Below are 22,242 nucleotides of genomic sequence, written 5' to 3' on the forward strand. Positions count from 1 at the left end.
TCTTTTCGCCGGCGCTTCACGCGCCGCGTTGATGCGATGCGCAAATGATGCGGCGCAGTCGCCGCATCGTCAATGAAATGGAATTTCGAATGTTTGGCGAAGCGAAGTCATTCTCTCCATCGCCACCCTCGCGAACGATGAAAGGATTTTCACCGCTGCATCCTTTGGCAGAGCGCCGGGCTTCCCGCTCCCTGCTTCTTTCCTACGCAATTTCGGCCGCGCACACCGCACTTTCTCGAAAGCATCACTTTGCTAAAACGTCCTTGCCTGCCGCCTCTGCAATACGGATAGCCATTTCATTGACTGCGCAGCGCGCGGTCATAGACTTCATCATCTCGCTGCATCGCTCGCTCACGCGTCGTGAGCAAACCAACAAGACAGGCCACATGCGCATCAACTCCCATCATCATCCCATCACCCGCCGTCTCGCGGCATCGCTGCTTGCCGCCGCCCTCACCTTGTCGACGGCCGCCGCATCGTTCGCGGCCGACACCGTCGTGCTGCGCGTCGGCGACCAGAAAGGCGGCAACCGGTCGCTGCTCGAAATCTCCGGTTACACGAAAGACCTGCCCTATAGAATCGAGTGGTCGGAATTCCCCGCGGCCGCGCCGATCCTGGAAGCGCTCAACGCCGGTGCGCTCGACGTCGGCTATACCGGCGATCTCTCGTTCCTGTCGGTCTATGCGGCCGGCGCGCGCCGATCAAAGCGATCGGCGGCACAAGGTCAGACGCGAAGACGCAGGCCATCCTGGTGCGCCAGGATTCGCCGATCAAGTCGGCCGCCGACCTCAGGGGCAAACGGCTCGCCGGCACGCGCGGCGGCTGGGGCCAGTTTCTGATCGACGCGACGCTGGAGAAGGCGCAGATCAAGCTGGAGGATGCGACCTTCGCGCCGCTCGGACCGGTCGACGCCAAGATCGCGCTGCTCGCCGGCTCGATCGATGCATGGGCGGTGTGGGAGCCCTACGTCTCGTTCGCGACGCTGAAGGACAAAGCCCGCGTGATCGCCGACGGCGAAGGCCTGACGCCAACCATCACCTTCATCGTCGCTTCCGACAACGCCATCGCCACCAAGCGCGCGGCGGTGCAGGATCTTGTGCAGCGGCTGAACAAGGCGCGGCTATGGTCGCTTGATCACCTTTCCGAGTATGCCAGGAACACGGCCGAGTTGACCAAGCTGCCGGAAGACGTGCTGCTCTCGGCCTACACCGCGCAGCGCACCAGCCCGATCGTGATCGACGAGAACGTCGTGAAGGAGGTGCAGGAAGCCTCCGACCGCTCCACGCGCTATGGCATCCTGCCGAAAAAGCTCGACGTCGGCAAAGCCGTCGACCGCAGCTTCACGCCTGCGGCCGCAGGATCGAACTAATTGGACCCGGCGGGATGCGCAGACTTCGCCTCGAGGCCGGCCCGCTGCAGCTCGCCGCGATCGTGCTCATGCAATTGGCCAGCATGAGCATGATCGTGTGGCTCGCGCTCTAGCCGCGCAAAACCTTACCAATATCCACGATAGTAAGGCCGGTGAAAGACCCGATATGGCCGGTAGTAGCCGTAACGATAGCCGTAGTACGGACGATACGGCCGATAGTATCGCGGATAAGCGTAGGCGGGCCCATAGCCGTAATAAGCCGGGGCATAACCATAGCCGTACCCCGGATAGCCATAGCCGCCGTAGTACGGGCCGCCATAGTAGCCATAGGCGTAAGGCGCGGTGCTGGCGGCGATGGCGCCGCCGATGATCGCACCGGCCGCGAGGCCGCCGAGACCCCAGCCCCAGCCGCCGCCGCGCCAATGCACCTGCGTGACATCATCGCCGACGGCAGCCTTCATGCTCGCGACGTTGGTCGGCATCGGACCCGCCGCGGCCTGCTCGATTTGGCCAGCCATGACCGCGCCGGCCAGCGAACAGGCAATTGCCGTTTTCCAGATCCTCATCGTCTTACTCCCTGTCTGACGTTTCGCTTGGAAATGGATCGCATCGCCATGATCGAACATCCTTGCGCCTAGTCAAAGCCTCGAATTTGCGTGCGGCGCACAAGTGCCCTTCACGTCTCGCTGCGAGACGGCCGCTGGCGGGCCAGCGCGCCTGCTCGGTCGCCATGTGACACCGGCGCGACGCCGGAGCTCGGTGGCCAAGAACGGCATCAGGGCAAAGCATTAAGCTTCCCGCGCTCGCAACTAACAACCTACTTCCCGATTTACTATTCGTACCGTTACTATCGGTTCCAATGGGCGCGGGACCGCGGGGCTTCTCGCGACAAAAGGCCTCGGCAAGCGCCAGAGCGCGGGAGGATGACATGAGTGCCGTCGGTAGTGAACCGCTTGCCCGCCAGGCGCTGGCGTTCGTCCTCGCTGGTGGACGCGGCAGCCGGCTTTTGGAGCTGACCGACCGGCGCGCCAAGCCGGCGGTCTATTTTGGCGGCAAGTCCCGCATCATCGACTTCGCGCTCTCGAACGCGGTGAACTCCGGCATCCGCCGTATCGCGGTCGCCACCCAATACAAGGCGCACAGCCTGATCCGGCACCTTCAGATGGGCTGGAACTTCTTCCGCCCCGAGCGCAATGAGAGTTTTGACATTCTCCCGGCGAGCCAGCGCGTTTCCGAGAACATGTGGTATGTCGGCACGGCGGACGCGGTCTACCAGAACATCGACATCATCGAATCTCACGCCTGCCGCTTCATCGTCGTACTCGCCGGCGACCACATCTACAAGATGGACTACGAGGTGATGCTGCGCGAGCACGTCGAGAGCGGCGCCGACGTCACCGTAGGTTGCCTCGAGATGCCGCGCACGGAATCATCGGGCTTCGGCATCATGCATATCGACGAGAAGGGCTGGATTCAGTCCTTCCTGGAGAAGCCGAAAGACCCGCCGCCGATGCCCGGCAAGCCGGACGTCTCGCTCGCCAGCATGGGCATCTACGTGTTCAATGCGAAATTCCTGTTCGACCAGCTCAGGCGCGACGCCGAGGACCCGGACTCGAACCACGATTTCGGCAAGGACATCATTCCATACCTCGTCAAGAACGGCCGCGCGTTCGCGCACCAGTTCTCGACCTCCTGCGTGCGCTCCAGCAGCCACAACGGCGCCTATTGGCGTGACGTCGGCACCGTCGACGCCTATTGGTCCGCCAACATCGATCTCACCGATGTCGTACCGGAGCTCGACCTGTTCGACCGCGCCTGGCCGATCTGGTCCTATGCCGAGATCACACCGCCGGCCAAATTCGTCCACGATGAGGAGAGCCGGCGCGGCCAGGCCGTGAGCTCCCTGGTGTCGGGCGGCTGCATCATCTCCGGCGCCTCGCTGCGCCGCTCGCTGCTGTTCACCGGTGTCCGCATCAACTCCTATGCCAATGTCGAGAATGCGGTGATCATGCCCTACGTGAATGTTGGGCGCGGGGCTCGCTTGAAGAACGTCGTGATCGACCGCGGCGTCGAAATCCCCGAGGGCCTCGTCGTCGGAGAAGATCCCGAGTTTGACGCCAAGCGCTTCCGCACCACCGAGCAGGGCATCTCGCTGATCACCCAGCCGATGATCGATGGGCTCAATAAATGACGCCTGTTCGCGTCCTCGCGGTCGCTTCTGAAGTCTACCCCATCGTCAAGACCGGCGGCCTCGCGGACGTCGCCGGCGCGCTGCCGGTTGCGCTGAAGGCGCATGGCGTCGAGATGCGCACCCTCATGCCCGGCTATCCCGACGTAACGCGGCTGCTCGCCGGAGCGGAGGAAATCCGGCGTTGGCCGGATTATTTCGGCGGGCCTGGACGCCTGCTCGCAGCCTCGCACGACGGCCTCGATCTGTTCGTGCTCGACGTGCCGCATCTCTATGCGCGGCCGGGAAACCCCTACGTGACCAGCGAAGGCGTCGACTGGCCGGACAACGGCGTGCGCTTCGCCGCGCTCTCGCGCGTCGCCGCCGATATCGGCCACGGCCTGGTTCCGGCTTTCGTGCCCGACATCATGCACGCCCATGACTGGCAGGCGGGGCTTGTGCCGGCCTATCTGCATTATGACAACCGGCCGCGGCCCGGCACCGTGATGACCATTCACAACATGGCCTATCAGGGCAAGTTTGCTCCCGAGCTGATTGGCGCGATCGGCCTGCCCTGGCACTCCTTGAACGTCAACGAAATCGAATATTTCGGCGGCATCAGCTTTTTGAAGGCGGGCCTGCAATTTGCCGATCGCATCACCACGGTGTCGCCGACCTACGCGCGGGAGATCCAGAGCGACGAAGGAGGCATGGGGTTCGGCGGCCTGCTTCGCGCACGCGCGAGCGTGCTCAGCGGCATTCTCAACGGCATCGATATCTCGGTGTGGAATCCGCAAACTGATCCGCACATCGCCTACCGCTTCGGCGCGGAAGACCTCACGTTTCGGGCCGCGAACAAGGCGGCGCTTCAGCAGCAGTTCAATCTCGATTCCTCCGACGAGGCGCCGTTGCTCGGCGTCATCAGCCGCCTGTCCTGGCAGAAGGGACTCGATCTCCTGCTCCAGGCCATTCCAACCATACTGGGTGAAGGCATGCAGCTCGCGCTGCTCGGCAGCGGCGATCGCGATCTGCAGGACGGCTACCAGGCCGCCGCACGCGCCAATCCCGGCCAGATCGGAGTCGTGATCGGCTATGACGAGATCCTGGCGCATCTGATCCAGGCCGGCTCGGACGCGCTGATCGTGCCGTCGCGCTTCGAGCCGTGCGGCCTGACCCAGCTCTGCGCGCTGCGCTATGGCGCCGTCCCGATCGTGTCGCGCGTCGGCGGGCTCGAAGATACCATCGTCGACATTGGCGAGGCCGACGCATCCGGCCACGATGCCACCGGTTTCAAGTTCAGCCCCGTGACGGCGGACGCCCTCGCCGGCACGCTGCGCAAGGCCAACAGCGTCTTCCACGACAAGCTGACCTGGCGCCGGCTGCAATTGAGCGGCCTTGCGACCGACGTCTCCTGGCGCAACCGCGCCGGCGACTATGCCGCGCTCTACCGCGAGCTCATGGCGGCCCGCGCGTGAGGCATGGCCGAATCCATGCTATAGAGCCGGCATGGACCCCTTCGCGATCAAGCTGCTCGGCTTTGCCGCCGCCACCTGCACCACCGTCGCCTATGCGCCGCAGTTCATCAAGGTCTGGAAGACGCGCTCGGCGCGCGACATCTCGCTCGGCATGTTCCTGGTCATGGTGCTGGGCCTTGTGCTCTGGCTCCTCTACGGCCTGCTCTCCGGCGACGGCCCGCTGGTCGCCGCTAACGCCATCACCATGGTGCTCGCCGGCGGCATCCTGTTCATGAAGCTGAAATACGGGTGAGGATGACCCTCTCCCTTATCGGAGAAGGAAGATCATCCACCAAACACATAAGACGCCATCGCCACGCCGGCGACCTCGTCGACGAAGACGCGGCGGCCAATGTCGCTGCCGGCGGCGCCCGCGGCGACCATCAACGGCAGCAGATGGTCCTCGCGCGGATGCGCGAGGCGCGCGCTGGGCGCGTTCTCCCAGTCGACGAGCATGGCGTTGCGCCGTGTCGCATCCGGATTGCTGATGGCCTCGTTCAAATAGGCCTCGAAGTCGTACGAGACCGGCTTGGACTCCGGTCGATTGAAGCCGCGCATGTTGTGATAGGTCAGCCCGCTGCCGACGATCAGGACGCCGTCGTCGCGCAGCGATGAGATCGCCTGCCCGAGCCTGATATGCTCGGCCGGATCGTAGCTCGACTTCAGCGACAGCAGCACGATAGGCATGTCGGCGTTCGGATACATCAGGCCGAGCGGCACGAAAGTGCCGTGGTCAAAGCCCTGATCGGGATCCTCGCGGCAATCGAGCCCGGCGCGCGTCACCAGCACCTTCACTTCGGCTGCGAGCTCGGGCTGGCCCGGCGCCGGATATTTGAGGTGATAGGTATGCTCGGGAAAACCGTAATAGTCGTACACCATCGGCGGATGCGCCGAGGTCGACACGGTGAAGGCGTCGGCCTCCCAATGGCCGGTGATGACGAGCACGGCCTTCGGCCTTTCCGGCAACATTTGCGGTAATCGGCCGAACTCCGCGGCGGTCTTCGCATATTGCACCCGTCTGTCCTCCATGAACGGCCAGGGGCCGCCACCATGCGACAGGAACAGGGTCGGAAATCGCGTCATCAGGCTCGTCTCGCTGGCAACAGGCGCGCGCGAGCTGCCCGCGCGGTTCGCGGCGAGCATAGGCAAACCGGGATGGTTAGCAAGCCGTTAACGATTTGGCTTCCAAAATCCCGCCGTGGCCGAAGCAGTCGGCCTGAAGACAAGTGAGACGTGAGATGAGGAAGTTTGCGCTGGGGGACGTCGTCAACAGTGACAAGGGTCGCCGCGGCGTCGTTCGCGCCGCCTACAAGTCGCGGGACGGCCAGCAGTTCTATGCCGTCGAGAAGGACGGCGCGATGGACTATCTGGAAGAAGACCGACTGAGCCCGGCGCCGCGCGTCGAGCTCGCGGCATAAATCCCACTCATTTCCTGCCCTCACCTGCGATCCGATCGAGACGCTCCGCGAAGGGGTCGTCTCCGCTCGCGATACGATCGTCCGCGATCAGCAGCAGCCGATCACGGTCTGCGGCCGCGTCCCAATGGGGCAAACCGGGGCCATTGGGATCGCCGCTTTTCGCAAAATTGATCCAATAGCCGCGGATGCGGCTCGCGACCTCGCGATCTGCTCGCGAGAAGATTCCTGCACCGGGCACGCCTTCGACACCGAAGATGAACTGCAACTCGCGTCCGTGCCCATGATCAGGATTTGCGCGCTGCGCTTCAGGCACATAGCCGAAGCGATAGCGGAAGGTCGGCGCGCCGCTTGCGGCATGCAGGCGCGCAAGCAGCCTCACCGGCTCGGAGAAGTCCTTGTCGGTGAAGAATCTTGCGGCGCGATCCGATGACCTCGCAAGATCCGGATAAAGACTGCGCAGGTCATCGCTTGTGACGCCTGCCGACGCCAGCTCCTCCTCAATACTGAGTTCGCTGTCGAAACCCGTCTCATCGTCGTTCGAGCCGATGATCAGGGGAATGCGGCTTTGGTGTCCCGCTGCAAAGCCCGCGGCGACGTCCTCAGTCACCAGGCTTCTATCCAGCATCGGCGCAAAGCTGCGCGGCGATTTGTCCAGCAGCTGTTTTGCGACGGCAAGCAAGCGGCTCGGCCCAACTGCGCGCAAGTCCGTCCGCTCTCCTAGCGCGGCGACGAACTGGCGACCGACAGCCTCCGCCTCTTGCGCCGAGCGAAGGCGCGCACGACCGGGGATCGATTGCAGAATGGCTTTGTGGAATAACCCGCGCGTCTGCCGGCACAGCATCAGCAGCGCGATCGACGTCGCGCCTGCGCCGTTGCCGAACAGGGTGACGTTGTTTGGATCGCCGCCGAACGCCGCGATATTGTCGTGCACCCAATGCAACGCCGCGATCTGGTCCATCAGACCGTAATTGCCAGAGCCGCTTTCCGACAGCGCGGGATGCGTAAGCCAGCCGAGCACACCGAGGCGATAATTCACGGTGACGACGATGAGGCCGGCCTGCGCCAGCCTGGCGCCATCGAACAGCGGATCGTTCGCGGTCCCCGTGACGAAGGCGCCGCCATGGATGAACATCATCACCGGCAGCGGACCATCGACTCCGAAGGGACGAAACACGTTCAGCGTGAGGCAATCCTCGCTCGCGCCAGGCAGCGACGGTTGAAGACAAGGCGCGCCGTAGTCGTAGGCGGTGCGCATCTCCGAGCTCTCGGCCGTCGGCTGCGGTGGGCGCCAGCGCAGCGGACCGACCGGCGGCGCCGCGTAGGCAAGCCCCTTGAAGGAGGCCACCTCACCTTCGACGGCGCCAAGCATCTGTCCTTCGCGCGTCAGCGCGAACGGAAACTGTCCGACCGGCTGGGCCAGGGCCAGGCCGGCGCAGCCCAGAACTGCGGAAGCCGCAACAAGCGCGAGCAAGGACCGCATCTTCTAGATATCTCGATGCGAGAAAGGGTTCCCGGCAGGTTATGTCCCTGACCGTCAGCGAGGCAAGTCTCTCGCCGCGTCTAACTCCCCTTGGCCAGGAGCTCCGCCAGCGCGCGGCGGGCGACGATGCCGAGTTCGCCAAGCGTGGAATGTCCCGACCGCGCCGCCTCGATCAGGCGCTCGGCGATGAATCTGCGGCTGTCGTGATCGCCGCCATGCGGCAGTTGGCGGCACGTCTCCTCCAGGACGACGTCCATGTTCGCTTTGGTTCGCTCACTCAACTCTGTCATGACGCCCTGGGTACGCGTGGCTAGTAAGCGCAAGCATACACAGAAGGATGTAGTCTGATTAGCCCGGACAATCCCGGCGATTGTGCATCGCGATGCGTGTATCGTCACAAGCTTCGCGTGGCCACGATGACGCCGCAAACGACTACCGAAGATTGCACTTGTCCTGATGACAAGCCGAACCTGCAGCGATAGCCTGCCGGCAAAACAAAATACACGGGAGGAATGCCATGCCTGACGCAATGGTCGCCGCACGCGAATCGAGGGCGGCGAGTGGAGCAGCCCAACAGGTCGATGTCGCCGTGGTCGGCGCCGGGTTTGCTGGCCTCTATCTCCTCCATCGCCTGCGCAAGGCCGGCTTCAAGGCGATCGCCCTTGATGAGGCCGGCGACGTCGGCGGCACCTGGTACTGGAACCGCTACCCGGGCGCCCGCTGCGACATCCAAACCATCGATTACAGCTACACCTTCGATCCGGAGCTCGAGACGGCCTGGACCTGGTCCGAGAAATACGCGACCCAGCCCGAGATCCTGCGCTATCTCGGCTTCGTCGCCGACCGTTATGACCTTAGGCGCGACATCCGCTTCAACACCAAGGTCAGCGCAGCCACATGGGACGAAGCGACGGGGCGCTGGCAGCTCACCACCGATAACGGCGCGCCGGTCTCCTGCCGCCACTACATCATGGCCACCGGCTGCCTTTCGGCGCCAAAGCCGCCCGAGATCGACGGCGTCAAGGATTTTGAGGACGAAGTCTATTTCACCGGACGCTGGCCGCATGACGGGGTCGATCTCGCCGGCAAGCGCGTTGCCGTGATCGGCACGGGCTCGTCGGCCATCCAGTCGATCCCGCTGATCGCCGAACAGGCCGCGCATCTGACCGTGTTCCAGCGCACGCCAAATTTCGCGCTGCCCGCGCATAACGGCCCGGCGCCCTCGGACCGCATGAGCCTGCTGCAAAGCGACCGCGCGGCCTATCGCGCGCAGGCACGCCAATCGATGGCCGGTGTGCCCTATCCTCAGCAGACCGCGGTGAGCTGGCAGCTCAGCGACGCCGAGCGTCGCGCGCGCTTTGAAGAGGCATGGGGCAAGGGCGACCTCGTCTATATCCTGACCCAGCTCTGGGCCGACCAGGCCGTCGATGTCGACGGCAACAAGATCGTGCAGGACCTGATCCGTGAAAAGATCAGCGCCGCAGTCAAGGACCCCGAGACCGCGGCGGCCCTGATGCCGCACGATCATCCATTCGGCGCCAAGCGTCCCTGCCTCGATACCAATTACTACGCGACCTTCAACCGGCCGAACGTCACGCTGATCAATCTGCGCCAGGAGCCGATCAAGACGATCACCGCAACCGGCATCACGACTGCCAAGCGCAGCGTCGACCTCGACGTCATCGTGTTCGCGACCGGTTTCGACGCCATGACCGGCGCGATCCGTGCCGTGCATCCGATCACGGGACGGGGCGGCCGATCGCTCTCGGATGTCTGGGCGCAGGGACCGCAGACCTATCTCGGCCTCACGGTCGAGGGCTTCCCGAACTTCTTCATGATCACCGGCCCCGGCAGCCCGTCGGTGCTGTCGAACATGGCGGTGTCGATCGAGCAGCATGTCGACTGGGTCGTCGATCGCCTTGCGGAGCTGCGCGATGCCGGCTTCACCACGATCGAGCCGACCGAAACGGCGCAGGCCGCCTGGGGCCGGCACATGGCCGATTGTTCGATGCTGACGCTGCATCGCCTCGCCAACACCTGGTACACGGGCGCCAACGTGCCCGGCAAGGTCCAGGGCCTGATGCCCTATACCGGCGGCGTCGGCCCCTATCGCAGCATCTGCGACGAGGTGGTCAGCCGCGGCATGCTCGGCTTCAGGCTGGCCGGCCCCAACGTCGCGACGCAGTGCAATGACGGCGAGGTGGTGCGCCTGCAGCCGGACGTGCGGCTGGTGCTGAACCTGCTGACGTCGCTGAACCTGCCGCCGATCGAGTCGATGGGCGCGCTCGGCGCCCGCGCCTTCGTCAGCGAGTTCAACAAGGGCCGGCCTGCGGGGCGGCCGATCGGCGATATCGTCGACGGCACCCTCCCAGTTACCGACGGTGCGCTGGCTTACCGTGTCTACAAGCCGGCAACGCCGGGCCCGCATCCGGTCGTGGTCTATTTCCACGGCGGCGGCTGGGTGCTCGGCGACGAGCAGTCGGACGAGCCGTTCTGCCGCGACATGGTGCGGCGGACCGGCATGATCTTCGTCAGCGTCGGCTATCGCCATGCGCCGGAGCACCGCTTCCCCACCGCGGCCGAGGACGGCTATGCGGCAACGCGCTGGATCGCCGAGCATGCCGCCGAGCTCGGCGGCATGCCGGGGCCGGTGCTGGTTGCAGGCTGGAGCGCCGGCGGCAACATCGCCGCCGTCACCTGCCAGCTCGCACGCGACCGTGGCGGACCCGAGATCGCCGGCCAGCTCCTGGTCTGCCCGGTCACCGACTGCACCTTCGATCGGCCCTCTTACAACGACAATGCGACCGGCTACTTCCTGACGCGCTCGCTGATGTACTGGTTCTGGGACCTCTATTGCTCGCCGGCCGATCGCACCGACCCGCGCGTCTCGCCGCTCCGCGGCAAGCTTGAAGGATTACCGCCGGCCTTCGTCGTCACCTGCGAGTTCGATCCGTTGCGCGACGAGGGCGTCGCCTATGCCGAGGCGATGGCCGCCGCGGGCGTTCCGGTCGAGCAGCTTCGGGCGCGCGGCCATTTCCACTCGTCGTTCGCGATGGTCGATGTGGTGATCACCGGCGTGCCCGGCCGGGTGCAAATGGCCGGAGCCTTGCGGCGCTTCGCGGGACTTCCGCCGGAGGTCAGCCGCGGCGACGAGAGCAGCCGGGGCCAGGACAGTCCGGGGCACAGAATCGCGGCCGCCGCGAGCTGAATAGGGACAGGGCCGCCGGGAACCTTTTCCCGGTTGCCGCGTTGAATGTTCGTGGCATTGAGATGCAGCGACAAGTGTGTAGGCCCCGGCACGCGACCCCGTGTGCTGGGGTCGTCTTTTGCGTGAGGCAGGACGATGGGGGATGTGGTCGGGGAGTCAAAGGTCGATTTCGGCGCGCTTGCGGTGCTGTATAAATGGCCCTCGCTTGCAAACCAGCGAAGGCTGGACAGAGATCCCTACCAGGTGAGTGAAGGCACGCTCGACGAGTGCATCTCGGTCTTCATGCAGAAGCCCGCGACGACTCGGCACCTCTATGAGATTCGCACCGTGGCGCAACCACCGCTCGTCACTGAAATCCTTTCGCCCGAGCACGTCATCGAGCTCTCGCGCTTAAGGGAATTTCTCTGACGGCCTTCACAAGCACGCGAGCAGGAACCTTCTTCCGGTTTTTCCCGTTGTCAGGGATCGGAAGCAAAGACGTGAGCGCCTCAAGATGCTTGACGCCGGCGTGTCATCTCCCGTCGTGCCCTACGGCGCAGACCAGACCCTGTTCGTGGTGATCGATCGCCGCGACGAGGCGACCGAAATCCGCATCGAGCGCAGCGATCTCGAAACCACCATCGGCGAGCTTGTCGCCGGATGCTTCAACGACCCGATCAAGGTGATTTCATTCAACACGCTCGAGCATTGGATGAAGGACATTTCGACCGACGTCGCCGGCGAGATCCGTGCACGCTGCGACATCGACGGTGTAGAGCTGCCCGATTATCTCAGCGACTTCGTCGAAAGCCACCGCTGAGCGGGCGTCGTTTCAATTGCGCAGATAGGGAAGCAAGCGCGGATGCGCTTAGCGCGCGGTTCGCCGGAGCTGGGCGCGCCGGTGCTTGCCGCCGATCACCTCGATCTCGCGGCGGCGCTCGCCCGCGAAGGTCAGCAGCTTTTCGATCGTCAGCGCATCCGTGATCCGTTTGGCAAGCCGCTCAGCGCGCGCGGCCTGATCTTCGAGATACTGGATCGTGTTCAAGCGCCGCCTCCCCAAAGCCCCGGATTTGCTGGACAGGTATGGTGCGACAGAGCAACTAACAGCCGGTTAAGCGCTGCGATCGGCTTGAGGCTCATTGCACGACCCTGACGGTCACGAAGCGGCCGGAGGAGGTATCGGTCACCCGCAGCTTGGTGCCGAACGGCAGGCTCGGATGCGCCGCGGTCAATTCGTTCTTGTCGAACTTCTCGCCGCTTGCGGTCTCCGTATCCGAATAGAAGCTGGCAACGCCATGCGAGGCGGTCTGCTTTGCGTCACCGTCGGAGCCGCGCGACCTTATGATCGGCCTTGGATGCAGCGCCGCCACCCTGTGCGGTCGCTCCACCGCGGCCTGCCGGCTGGTGCCGGCGAGATCGGCCTTCTGGCGGCTGACCGGCGATTGCGCGCAGGCAGCAAGCGAGGCGGCGCCGCCGATCGCGAGCAGCAGCCGGCACGAGGTTGCGAAGGAAATCCGGGCAGTTTCGGCACGTGCAATGCGAGACATGGTACGCCCTCCGAACGGCCCCGATTTTCGGTGGGCAATGAGGGCAGAACCTTGTCGGAACAAAAGCAGGCCTGAGGCCGCCGCCGTTTCGCGTCAGCTGTGACGATTCCACCACACTGGCCTGTTCTGAATCGGGACAAACGGCCCCTAACCAGCGCGGGACAACGAACATCAGGCGCTCCACCAGACGCCTGGCGAGCGCCTGACCGGATTGGTTCTGGCACTGATGAACCGTCTGGTACTTGCCGAAATAGGCCACTCGCTTTTTGAATTAGGCCATTAGTAAATACAACGTGGAACCTTATGTTCGGACTCCACCGGAATGGAGTAGGGAATATGTCCCGAGTTACTGAGGCTGAAGTTGCCGAAGCGGCCATCAAAGTTCTCACTGACGGCGCTACTGGCCGCGCGACGATTAAAGAGTTGATTGAAGAAATTCCGAATTATTTGACGTTATCCGCTGAAGACCTTGCGCCCTCACCAACTAGATCGGGCGAGGCGCTTTGGGAACAACAGGTCCGCAACATCACCTCACATAAATCGTCACCCGGAAATGCCATCTATGAAGGCAAGCTTGTCGCGATTCCGGGCGGCTTGGCGCTGCTGGGGCGCGAGGTGGCTGCATAGTCACCCAAACTTTGCCTTGTAGCCGGGCTTGAACCATTTCAATTCGGTTCGGCCCGGCGCGTCTTTATCCCAAACGAACCATGCATAGGCCGTTGTCCCACTGCCTTTCGGCTCAATGCCACTAGGGTAGAAAGTGATCCGCTCGCTGAAGACCCAAACACGGGCGGGCGGCATCTTCGCAAAGATCGTATTCGCTCGGTTCGCACCCTCTAGGAAAGCCAGCCGCAATAGCAGCGCGAACTTGCGGTTCGAGTACTTGACCCCGCTCGCGACAAACCCCTCGGCACAGTTGTATGGAGGATTGGTTACGATGTTGTCGGCTGACCATTTCGGGTCAAGGAAGTCAAAGCCGACCTCGCCATAGCCACGATCGTATAAATCGGAGCTGCGAACAGACTGCCCAGTTTGCTCTAGCACGCGGGACATAGTCCCGTCACCGCATGCGCTCTCCCAAATTTCCCCGTTGAAGTTTTCGTTGTCGATCAGAGCGAACGTTGCCCATGGCGGGGTCGGGAAAAAATCAGGTCCGCTGAGATCAGCGAACCTTTTCATTGTCGGCTTAAAGCCACCGTTCAAGTTGTAAGTTGGGTCTGCCATCCGAATCTCCTTGGATGGCAGAGTAACAGAATCATTGATTCCGCAAGGTTTTTTCATGAGTCATTTGTGACTCACCCTTTCCCGCCCTGAATTACCTTGAAACTCCGGCGGCGCTCCGGTGGAGTCTCCGTTGCCAGCGCAGGCGCCACGGAGAGCGCGGCATCAACAAACTGAGCAATGGTCCAAGCCTTGTCTGCCACGCCTAGCGCCTTCGCTGCCCCCGTGCGCAAGGCTTCACGAACGCGGCAAAGGTTGTAGTGCGCCACATATAGCCCGACGGCCGCAACGTGGCTGTCCAGCTTCTTGCTAAAGCCATTGATCAGCCGGGGTGAACAGTCGCGACGCCATGCGGACCGAAAGGTTCTGGCGCTCCACGTAGCTCGTTGAAATCTACTGTTCGGGATCTCCTGATACTATGTCACGGCTTACTGCTACTACGGCGGCAGGCGAGTAGCGGCCCTGCGCTTCCTTTAGACATATTACGCTGTAGGTCTTTACGATCACACCATGCAAGGCGTTCGGGCCGAAGGCGTCGCGGATCGCTACGCGGTAGGGATGGAATTCGTCCATTGAAATCTCCGGCTGGCCGATAGCCGGGTGCGGAGGTCGTGCAGGAAGTCCGTGGTGCTTTCGGCATTCCGCTTGCCGACGCCCCAGCTAATCGCCTTCTGCGTCCCGGCCATGCCGATGAAAACGTACTGATCGCCCTTCGCGTGGATTTCATAGCGCTGGAGGTTCTTTTCTTGCCGACGAAGCTCCACATTTCGTCAAGCTCAAGTCGCTCGGTGGGATGCCGACCATGATGCGGTCGCGCAATTCCGTGCAGCCCATGCCGACACGGAGAGCCAGGCTGGCGACGGTGCCACGATTGACACCGGTCAGGCGCGCAGCGGTACGGACGCCAACGCCTGCGCAAAGGGCGGCAATGACTTCAATCTGCTTTTCGCGGGGGAGTACATTCATGGCGGGCCGAGTCCGTCATTGGGGAATGCCCGCAAGCGTTCTGGAAAACACGTCCTGCAAGGCGCAATACCAGTAGGTTGCACTCACTGGGCCGAATCCCGGAGTTTGCTATCAGGTGTCATTGCGACTGCAACCACAGCGGCCACACTGGTTTGATGGTGGAAGCGGTTAGATTCGAAACTGACGGGATCCTGCGAGGGGTTTGAAGCTCGCTCCAATACGCCACTCGCCACGCGTCCGCACACAAAAACGCTCCGCTAGCCGAAAGGCCGGTGGGTGCTTGTGCCTAAGCAACCATGCTTAGCATACTTATGCTTGCCAAATTTTCTGTTAAGCATTAAGATACATTTTGCTAAGCATAGGAGGCGGCATGAGCAAGGAGAGTGCGGGCAGGAAGGGGGGGGCGCGGCGGGCAGAGATTTTGCCTCCCTCGCGTCGCTCTGAAATTGCGCGCGGCGCGGCGATGAAACGTTGGGCCGACGAAGGGAAGTCCCCGGTTCTCTTGTTCGCCAAGTATGGCGCTCAGGATCGGCCACTAAGAATCGGAGAGATCGAAATCCCCTGCTACGTGCTTGCGGATGGTACGCGCGTTCTCGCGTTGCGCGGCCTTTACACAGGTATCGGATTATCTCTTGGCGGTGGCAAAAGCGGCGAGCGCAAAATCGTCGATTTGATGTCTAGTTTGGCAGGAAAAGGCATAGATATTAGGGGCTTGATCGCGCGCGTAAATTCGCCGATTCGATTCATTCCGCCGCATGGCGGCAACCCCGCAGATGGTTATGAAGCGACGATTCTCCCTGACATTTGCGCCGTCCTGATTGACGCCCACCAGCAAGGCAAGCTTGGCAAGTATAGAGAGCATCTGGCGACCCGCGCCGCGATCCTCCAGCACGGCTTTGCGACAGTTGGAATCATTGCCCTCGTTGATGAAGCGACGGGCTATCAAGACTTCCGACAGCGCGATGCCCTCGCGCGGATTCTGGAAAAGTTCGTTGCGAAGGAACTGCGCCCGTGGGTCAAAACCTTCCCATCTGACTTCTACAAGCAGATATACCGGCTCAATAACTGGCCCTACACCGAGAACGCGGGGCGCCCCGGAGTCATCGGTCATTGGACGAACAACATCGTCTACAAGCGCTTAGCGCCTGGCGTGTGGGAGGAATTGAAGCGTCTCACTCCCCGCACTCCGGGTGGAGACTACAAAAATAAGCTGTTCCAAAGGCTCACTGAGGATGTAGGCCATCCCAAGCTTCGGGAGCACTTGGCCGCAGTTCTTATGCTCATGAAGTACTCTCCCAACTGGAAAGTATTCATGGACAGGTTAGACAGGGAGTTTCCGCAGTGGGGCAGCAACTTGATGCTCCCGTTCCCTGACAACTACGATCCGCCGAATGAGACCGCCAACTGAGGCGGGCTCAACCCAAGATTAGAGCCCTAAGACTGTAAGCTCCTCCGGCAACTCCAGCGAACAGAAGGAAGGGCTTCAGGTTCCCAATGGCTTTAAGAGTGTCAGGAACGAAAACGCCAATGAGGAGTATTAATGAGCTTGCGAATGTGCCCGCGTTAAAGCAGCGATCAAAGATCGCTTTGTTCGCGTCGGTAGTTTGAGGGATTCTGAGCAGATCTAAGAGGTAGGAAATAACAACATACAATATAAGAACAGCGCCTATAAAAACGAAGACGCTGTCCTCATCTCTTGGAACGACCCACGAGAACGTTTGCCACGACAAAACCAATAGCCCCGCCAATCATGCCACTGATGACACCGAGACCGAATGATAGTCTCGATTCGCTAGTAAAGCCTATGATTGCACCGACTAAGACAATCGCGAGTACAGCGAAGCCGAAGAAGGCCTTAAAGCCTTCATTGAAGCTCACACGGGGATTAGCGATTTCATGGAAAAAGTGAGACATTGATGGTCACCAGCCCAGGCGGCACTCTCTCTGGTTCTCTAGAGGAGATAATCTCGAACCGCATGTCAACAATAGGTTTACTTTTTAGTTCCTGACGGTGCTATAGTACCTATCCCCGTCAATAATTAGTGTGGCCACCTAAGATGAAGGAGTTCGCCCCTTGCGCTCAAGGCATAGACATCGGTCGAAGGTCGCCTAAAATCTAAGCCCATAAGTTATCACCGACATCTGCTGCTACTTCGGCAAAATAGGCCGCTCCCAAAATCAGATTAGCCACTGGGGTCGGAAACAGGCCAGCGCCACAACCGTCGATGGCTCAGTAACGCGGCTGGTACATCTGCGACTGGACCAGGGCCTTCACGTCGTTGGGCGCGGGTCCGTCGGCGAGGCCGCGCTGAAAGGCGACGTCTGCAACGGCTGCGGCGATGCGGACCGAGACCTCACGGATGCGCGGCAGCGCCGGATAGAGGCTGCCCTGCGCTAGGTCGTCCTTGCCGACGCAATCGGCGAGCGTGTGGGCGGCCGCCATGAACATTTCGTCGGTGACGAGGCGCGAGCGGCTGGCGACGACACCGAGGCCGACGCCGGGGAAGATGTAAGAATTGTTGCCCTGGCGCGGCACGAAGGTGCGGCCGTTGAGCGTCACTGGATCATACGGGCTGCCGCAGGCGAACAGCGCGCGGCCTCCGGTGTAGCGGTAGGCATCCTCCGCCGCGCACTCGGCCTTCGAGGTCGGATTGGAGAGCGCAAACACGATCGGCTGCTCGTTGAGTTCGGCCATCGCCTTGAGCACGTCGGGCGTGAAGGCGCCACCGACCGCGGCGACGCCGATGATCGCCGTCGGCTTCAGCGTCTTGATCGCAGTCAGGAAATCGGCGATCGGCGCCTGACCGGCATGGGCATAGCGCAGCTTGTGGCCGGACAGGCCATCGCGGCCGCCGACGACGAGGCCGCGGGAATCCACCAGCCAGTTGCGCCGGAGCGCTTCGGCCTCCGCCAGCCCTTCCGCCATCATGGCGGAAACCACGAGATCGGCGATGCCGGTCGCCGCCTCGCCAGCGCCGAGGAACAGGATGCGCTGATCCCTGAGCTTGCCGGCGGAGACGCGCAGAGCCGAGAACAGGCCGGCGAGCGCCACCGCCGCGGTGCCCTGGATGTCGTCGTTGAAGACGCAGGCCTCATCCCGGTATTTGTGCAGCAGCTTGAACGCCGAATGGTTGGCGAAATCCTCGAACTGGATCAGCACGCCCGGGAACGTCTGGCGCGCGGCCTGCATGAATTCGTCGACGAAGCTGTCATAGGCCTCGCCCGTCAGCCGCCGCTCGCGCAGGCCGAGATAATAGGGATCGTTCAAGAGCTCTTCGTTGTTGGTGCCGACGTCGAGCATGATCGGCAAGCACAGCTCGGGATGCACGCCGGCGCAGGCCGAATAGAGCGAGAGCTTGCCGACCGGAATCCCCATGCCGTTGGCGCCGAGATCGCCGAGGCCCAGGATGCGCTCGCCGTCGGTGACGACAATCAGCCTGGCCGGATAGGGCCAGTTCTTCAGGATCTCGGCAATCTGGCCGCGATCGCGCGAGGAGATGAACATGCCGCGCGGCCGCTGGAAGATCAGGCCGTATTTCTGGCAGGCAAGCCCGACGGTCGGGGTGTAGATGATCGGCTGGATCTCGTCGATGTTGTCGACGACGACGCGGAAGAACAGCGCCTCGTTGCGGTCATGCAGCGCGTTCAGAGCGACGTATTTCTCCAGATCGGTCGGCAGCGTGCGTAGATTGGTCAGCACGCGCTGAGCTTGCGTCTCCATGGTCAGCACGCAAGGCGGCAGCAGGCCCCGCAGGCCCAACGCCTCGCGCTCGGATTCGGTGAAGGCGGTGCCCTTGTTGAGCAGGGGATCGCGCAGCAGCGTCATGCCGTGTGATTGATCGGACGATGTCGGTTGGGCAGCGACCCGGGCAGGTCTCTTCACGAATTCCCCCAAGGAGTTTCTTATTGAACCGCGGACATTGTCGGCCAGCGCTCCCCCGAGATCAAGGACGTTGGGACTGAGGCATCTATTGCGATCTCGCACCGCAGCGAGATTGTCGCGCGAGATCGCAGGTCGCGCGATGCAAAGGTTAACGCCGCAAGCTCTTGCTCCTCATGATGAGGATTGAGAGCCTGCTCTCTCCCCTCGTCATTCCGGGGCGCGCGTCAGCGCGAACCCGGAATCCATTGCGCGGCCGTGTCTGCGGCCCAATGAATTCCGGGCTCGCGACTTCGTCGCGCCCCGGAATGACGAGAATACCTCACGATCTGTCACGATGAGGAATTGTTATGAGGCGGCAGCACTACTCAACCTTGATGTCGGCGGACTTTACGATCGGCCGCCATTTCTCGGTCTCGGCCTTCTGGAAGGCCGCGAGCACCGCGGGCGTCCCACCCTTTTGTCGCCCGCTTGTCGTCAGCGGGCTGATGCGGAGTGAACGCTGCCGGGCGAGCGGAGGCAAGCCGGAAGATAATAGAGCTGCTATCCGGCCGCCCGTCTTGGCGTCAGATGGGCGGCGTTGTCGGCCGGCGGCGCGATCTGCATCAAGATGGTCTGGGTCGCCGAGGCGACCTCGATGCCGCTCTGCTGGAAGCGCAGCTTCATGCGGCGGTTGAATTCGCGCTGGACCGGCCAGCGGCCGGCCTCGGTGCAGCGGATCTGGCCGACGATCGACACCATTGCGCCATCGACCTTGTCGATGCCCCAGAGCTCGAGATCGCCGCGGATCAGCGCACGGAACTCCGGCTCGCGCCGCATCTCGTCCACGATGTCCTTGAGAATCTGGCCGGCGCGGTCGGTGTCTTCCTTGTAGGCGACGTTGACGCTGACGGAAGCGTTGCCGGCGCCACGGCTGGCATTGGTGATGGTCGTGACCGCGCTGAACGGCACGATGTGCACGGCGCCATCGCCGGCGCGCAGGCGGATGGTGCGGATCGAGACGTTCTCCACCACGCCTGACAGCCCCGACACGCTGACATTGTCGCCGACCTGCACCGTGTTCTCCAGGAGCAGGAACAGGCCTGTGATGAGGTCCTGCACCAGCTTCTGCGATCCGAAGCCGATGGCAATGCCGACGATGCCGGCGCCCGCGAGCAACGGGGCGACATTGACGCCGATCTCGCTCAGCGCGGTGAGGCCGACGACGGTGGCGATCAGGCAGAGCAGCGCCGTCCGCAGCATCGGCTGGAAGGTGCGTAACCGCGCGGCGCGGGCATAATGGCCGTCCCGGGACAGCGTATTGATCTGCCGGTCCAGCAGCGCGTTGCTGGCTTCCCAGATCGCGGCCGCGATGAACACTGCGACGCCGATCGTCACCACCGCCGAGATCAGCCGGCTGCCGATCTGGCCGCCGTAGAACCAGACGATCGCGTCCACGCCCCAGACTTCGAGCACCGCCACGAACCCGATGAAGGCGATCACGCCGGATACGATCTTGCGCAGCAGCGGTAGATAGCGGTTGGCACGGATCTCGAGGCCGGGAAAGCGCTGAAGGATCTCCGGCCGGATCCGGAAGCCGCGGTCGATCAGGCTCAGCGTCAGCATGATGGCGACGCGGGTCATCAGCGCCACCACGAGCGTCCCGACGAAATACTGCAAGAGCAGCGAATAGCCGTTACGGATGTTGAGCGCCCACACGGCCCAAAGCGCAAGATCGAGCCCGATGGCAAGATAGTGCCAGCCGCCGGCGATGCGATTGCGCAGACGGGCCGCGATCCCTTGCCGGTCGGCCGGCGCACGGATGGCTTCGGCGACCTGGCGGCGGCATTGCAGGATGATGACGACGATGAAGAGGTGCACGACCAGCATCACCATGCGCAGCAGCGCGGCATAGCCGGCACGATGCAGGCCGAGCAGCAGGGCCACATTGGCAAAGGCGATTCCGGATACGCCGACGCCGACGATGCGGCGCGCCCAGATCTCGATGTAAGCTGCGGTCTCGGCCCGAACCGGGAACAGGCCGAACGGTCCCGCCAGCGCCCGGATCACGCAGATGAGGCCGCGGGAGAACGCATAGGCATTGACGACCGCAAGGATCACGAGGCGAACAGTCGTAGGCTCGCCGATCTCGGTCCCGAGCAGCGCGGTGGCGATGCCCACGAAGACGACCACCGGCAGCAGTTCGAGCGCGAGGCGTCCCAGCACGAAGGGCAGCCGCAGCAGGATCTGCCAGACCCGCGCCAGACTGTGGCGGCGCCTGTGCAGTTCGGGCGCTGGGGTGACATCGGCCACCGATGACGGCGGATCGGCAATCGGCAGCGCCTGTGCTGGCAGGCGCGCGGTCTGCGGCACGCGTCCTTCCAGGAACGCAACCGGACGCCGGATCAGGCGGAACATCACCCATTCGGCCGCAAGGGCGCAGCCGAGCACCAGCGCCAGCTTCCAGGCGGTCTCGATCAGGAGATTGTAGGCGGCGGGATCGTTCGCGGTCCGCATGATCCAGTAATAGAACGCCGGAAAATGCGTGAGCGTCCGCGCCATGCTGGCGATCTCGCTCGATATCGAACCGATCTCCTCCGACACGGTGAGCAGGAGCTGTGCACCGAGGCCGTCGGCCGAGAGCGGGATCGGCGATTTCTGCTCGGGCGCGGCCGGTGCAGGCTGCTGACCAGATGCATTCGCGATCGCGCGCAGCGTGTCTATCATGTGCGCACGCTTCTTGTCGTCCTGCAGTGTCTCCAGCGCACGCTTGGCTTGCTCAGGCGACAGCGCGGCCGCACTGCTCGCAGCCGGCGTCTCGGCGCGGGCGCCGCAGAGAGATGAGATCGCGAGGAAGAGAGCAGCGAGGAGCGCCGGGGCGAACTTATGCGACACGAAGATTCCTTGGATAAAACAGATGCGCCGGCGGAGTCGGAATCGTCACCACCGAAGCACATGCGTCATGTCGGATGACCGTTATTCGCCCCGGACCTGTGTCGGAAGTTGGCCTTCGAGGCGACATTCTCTTGGCATTTGCCGCGATGCAGGATCGAAGATGGCGCAGGCTCAGCCAGCGAGACGTCATGAGGATACTGTGCGCGCAAGGGCTCTCCCGCCGTTCCGCAGGGCTATCGCATCCGGGAAGCGGATTCCCTGCGGCCGATCCTTCGAGATGCCCGCTTTGGCGGGCTCCTCAGGATGAGGGCGGAGTGTACGGCAGCAGTTTCAATGGACTCGAAGCCAATTAGCCTCATCCTGAGGAGACCACGGCGCGGTCGAAGGACGAGGCGCTTGCTCAGGCCGGTCCAGGAGATCGTATGCGACTGCCCTGCGCCATTCCGGGAATTGGCCCGGAATGACGACAGGGAGGGAGGAGGGACAAGGCAGGACTTGAATACGTACGCGGCGGCGGCCTCGGCGCGGCCAGCCAATGATCGACGTGATGCAAAATACAGCGCCGGGAAGGTAGGGGCTTTGCCTCACTGATGCAGCCCGCTAAACCTTGACCCGGCGT

Annotated in this window: 18 protein-coding genes and 2 pseudogenes; 10 read left to right on the forward strand and 10 right to left on the reverse strand. The window is 62.9% G+C overall.

Annotation, left to right across the window (positions count from 1 at the left end; all coding sequences use genetic code 11):
• Positions 1 to 386 precede the first annotated feature (386 nt).
• Positions 387 to 1,369 (forward strand): annotated as a pseudogene (locus IVA87_RS24475) (ABC transporter substrate-binding protein).
• A gap of 125 nt (positions 1,370 to 1,494) precedes the next feature.
• On the opposite strand, the gene IVA87_RS24480 reads toward IVA87_RS24475, so the two are convergent.
• Positions 1,495 to 1,935 carry a hypothetical protein gene (locus IVA87_RS24480; protein ID WP_247335378.1) on the reverse strand — a complete coding sequence of 147 codons (441 nt, stop codon included), beginning with the start codon at positions 1,933 to 1,935 and terminating at the stop codon, positions 1,495 to 1,497.
• A gap of 362 nt (positions 1,936 to 2,297) precedes the next feature.
• Between IVA87_RS24480 and glgC the strand changes: the two genes are divergently transcribed.
• Genes glgC through IVA87_RS24495 form a run of 3 tightly spaced genes read left to right on the forward strand, consistent with a single transcriptional unit; the run spans position 2,298 to position 5,303 of the window.
• Entirely contained in the window at positions 2,298 to 3,560 is a 1,263-nt protein-coding gene (gene glgC, locus IVA87_RS24485; protein ID WP_247335379.1) for a glucose-1-phosphate adenylyltransferase, read from the forward strand.
• Positions 3,557 to 5,011 carry a glycogen synthase GlgA gene (gene glgA, locus IVA87_RS24490; protein WP_247335380.1) on the forward strand — a complete coding sequence of 485 codons (1,455 nt, stop codon included), beginning with the start codon at positions 3,557 to 3,559 and terminating at the stop codon, positions 5,009 to 5,011. Before glgC ends, glgA begins: the two co-directional genes overlap by 4 nt.
• Positions 5,012 to 5,042: 31 nt before the next feature.
• Positions 5,043 to 5,303 (forward strand): SemiSWEET transporter, encoded by a 261-nt coding sequence (locus IVA87_RS24495; protein ID WP_247306424.1) that lies wholly within the window; start codon positions 5,043 to 5,045, stop codon positions 5,301 to 5,303.
• 32 nt (positions 5,304 to 5,335) lie between these two features.
• On the opposite strand, the gene IVA87_RS24500 is transcribed toward IVA87_RS24495, so the two are convergent.
• A complete protein-coding gene (locus tag IVA87_RS24500) occupies positions 5,336 to 6,133 on the reverse strand; it encodes a class III extradiol ring-cleavage dioxygenase (RefSeq protein ID WP_247335381.1) in 798 nt (265 codons plus the stop codon).
• 155 nt (positions 6,134 to 6,288) lie between these two features.
• On the opposite strand from IVA87_RS24500, the gene IVA87_RS24505 reads away from it, so the two are divergent.
• A complete protein-coding gene (locus IVA87_RS24505; RefSeq protein WP_247278567.1) occupies positions 6,289 to 6,468 on the forward strand; it encodes a hypothetical protein in 180 nt (59 codons plus the stop codon).
• Positions 6,469 to 6,475: 7 nt separating this feature from the next.
• Here IVA87_RS24505 and IVA87_RS24510 read toward each other — a convergent pair whose 3' ends face one another.
• Positions 6,476 to 7,948 carry a carboxylesterase family protein gene (locus IVA87_RS24510; protein ID WP_247335382.1) on the reverse strand — a complete coding sequence of 491 codons (1,473 nt, stop codon included), beginning with the start codon at positions 7,946 to 7,948 and terminating at the stop codon, positions 6,476 to 6,478.
• Positions 7,949 to 8,028: 80 nt separating this feature from the next.
• Positions 8,029 to 8,238, reverse strand: coding sequence for a hypothetical protein (locus IVA87_RS24515; protein WP_247335383.1), 210 nt, complete (start codon positions 8,236 to 8,238; stop codon positions 8,029 to 8,031).
• Between the two features lie 227 nt (positions 8,239 to 8,465).
• Between IVA87_RS24515 and IVA87_RS24520 the strand changes: the two genes are divergently transcribed.
• From IVA87_RS24520 to IVA87_RS24530, 3 genes are all read left to right on the forward strand, one after another.
• Positions 8,466 to 11,156, forward strand: a complete 2,691-nt coding sequence (locus tag IVA87_RS24520; RefSeq protein WP_247335384.1) for an alpha/beta hydrolase fold domain-containing protein — start codon at positions 8,466 to 8,468, stop codon at positions 11,154 to 11,156.
• A gap of 135 nt (positions 11,157 to 11,291) precedes the next feature.
• Positions 11,292 to 11,564 carry a hypothetical protein gene (locus IVA87_RS24525; RefSeq protein WP_247335385.1) on the forward strand — a complete coding sequence of 91 codons (273 nt, stop codon included), beginning with the start codon at positions 11,292 to 11,294 and terminating at the stop codon, positions 11,562 to 11,564.
• Between the two features lie 85 nt (positions 11,565 to 11,649).
• Positions 11,650 to 11,955, forward strand: a complete 306-nt coding sequence (locus tag IVA87_RS24530) for a hypothetical protein (RefSeq protein ID WP_247306442.1) — start codon at positions 11,650 to 11,652, stop codon at positions 11,953 to 11,955.
• 48 nt (positions 11,956 to 12,003) lie between these two features.
• Here IVA87_RS24530 and IVA87_RS24535 read toward each other — a convergent pair whose 3' ends face one another.
• Together IVA87_RS24535 and IVA87_RS24540 are read right to left on the reverse strand one after the other, a co-directional pair.
• Positions 12,004 to 12,180, reverse strand: a complete 177-nt coding sequence (locus IVA87_RS24535; protein WP_247335386.1) for a hypothetical protein — start codon at positions 12,178 to 12,180, stop codon at positions 12,004 to 12,006.
• 100 nt (positions 12,181 to 12,280) lie between these two features.
• Positions 12,281 to 12,682 (reverse strand): annotated as a pseudogene (locus tag IVA87_RS24540) (septal ring lytic transglycosylase RlpA family protein); the annotation flags it as partial.
• 336 nt (positions 12,683 to 13,018) lie between these two features.
• Here IVA87_RS24540 and IVA87_RS24545 point away from each other — a divergent pair.
• Complete coding sequence (locus tag IVA87_RS24545; protein ID WP_247335387.1) at positions 13,019 to 13,309, forward strand: hypothetical protein; 291 nt, start codon at positions 13,019 to 13,021, stop codon at positions 13,307 to 13,309.
• Here IVA87_RS24545 and IVA87_RS24550 read toward each other — a convergent pair whose 3' ends face one another.
• Positions 13,310 to 13,906: a hypothetical protein gene (locus IVA87_RS24550; protein WP_247335388.1), complete on the reverse strand. Its 597-nt coding sequence runs from the start codon at positions 13,904 to 13,906 to the stop codon at positions 13,310 to 13,312.
• 1,333 nt (positions 13,907 to 15,239) lie between these two features.
• Between IVA87_RS24550 and IVA87_RS24555 the strand changes: the two genes are divergently transcribed.
• Entirely contained in the window at positions 15,240 to 16,277 is a 1,038-nt protein-coding gene (locus IVA87_RS24555; RefSeq protein WP_247335389.1) for a P63C domain-containing protein, read from the forward strand.
• A gap of 281 nt (positions 16,278 to 16,558) precedes the next feature.
• Here IVA87_RS24555 and IVA87_RS24560 read toward each other — a convergent pair whose 3' ends face one another.
• From IVA87_RS24560 to IVA87_RS24570, 3 genes are all read right to left on the reverse strand, one after another.
• On the reverse strand, positions 16,559 to 16,783 hold the full coding sequence (locus tag IVA87_RS24560; protein ID WP_247335390.1) for a hypothetical protein: 225 nt from the start codon (positions 16,781 to 16,783) through the stop codon (positions 16,559 to 16,561).
• 316 nt (positions 16,784 to 17,099) lie between these two features.
• Positions 17,100 to 18,752 (reverse strand): NAD-dependent malic enzyme, encoded by a 1,653-nt coding sequence (locus IVA87_RS24565; RefSeq protein ID WP_346658379.1) that lies wholly within the window; start codon positions 18,750 to 18,752, stop codon positions 17,100 to 17,102.
• Positions 18,753 to 19,292: 540 nt separating this feature from the next.
• On the reverse strand, positions 19,293 to 21,623 hold the full coding sequence (locus IVA87_RS24570; protein ID WP_247335391.1) for a mechanosensitive ion channel domain-containing protein: 2,331 nt from the start codon (positions 21,621 to 21,623) through the stop codon (positions 19,293 to 19,295).
• Positions 21,624 to 22,242: the final 619 nt, after the last annotated feature.

Origin of the sequence: Bradyrhizobium sp. 147, assembly GCF_023073935.1 — a bacterium.
Classification (GTDB): domain Bacteria; phylum Pseudomonadota; class Alphaproteobacteria; order Rhizobiales; family Xanthobacteraceae; genus Bradyrhizobium.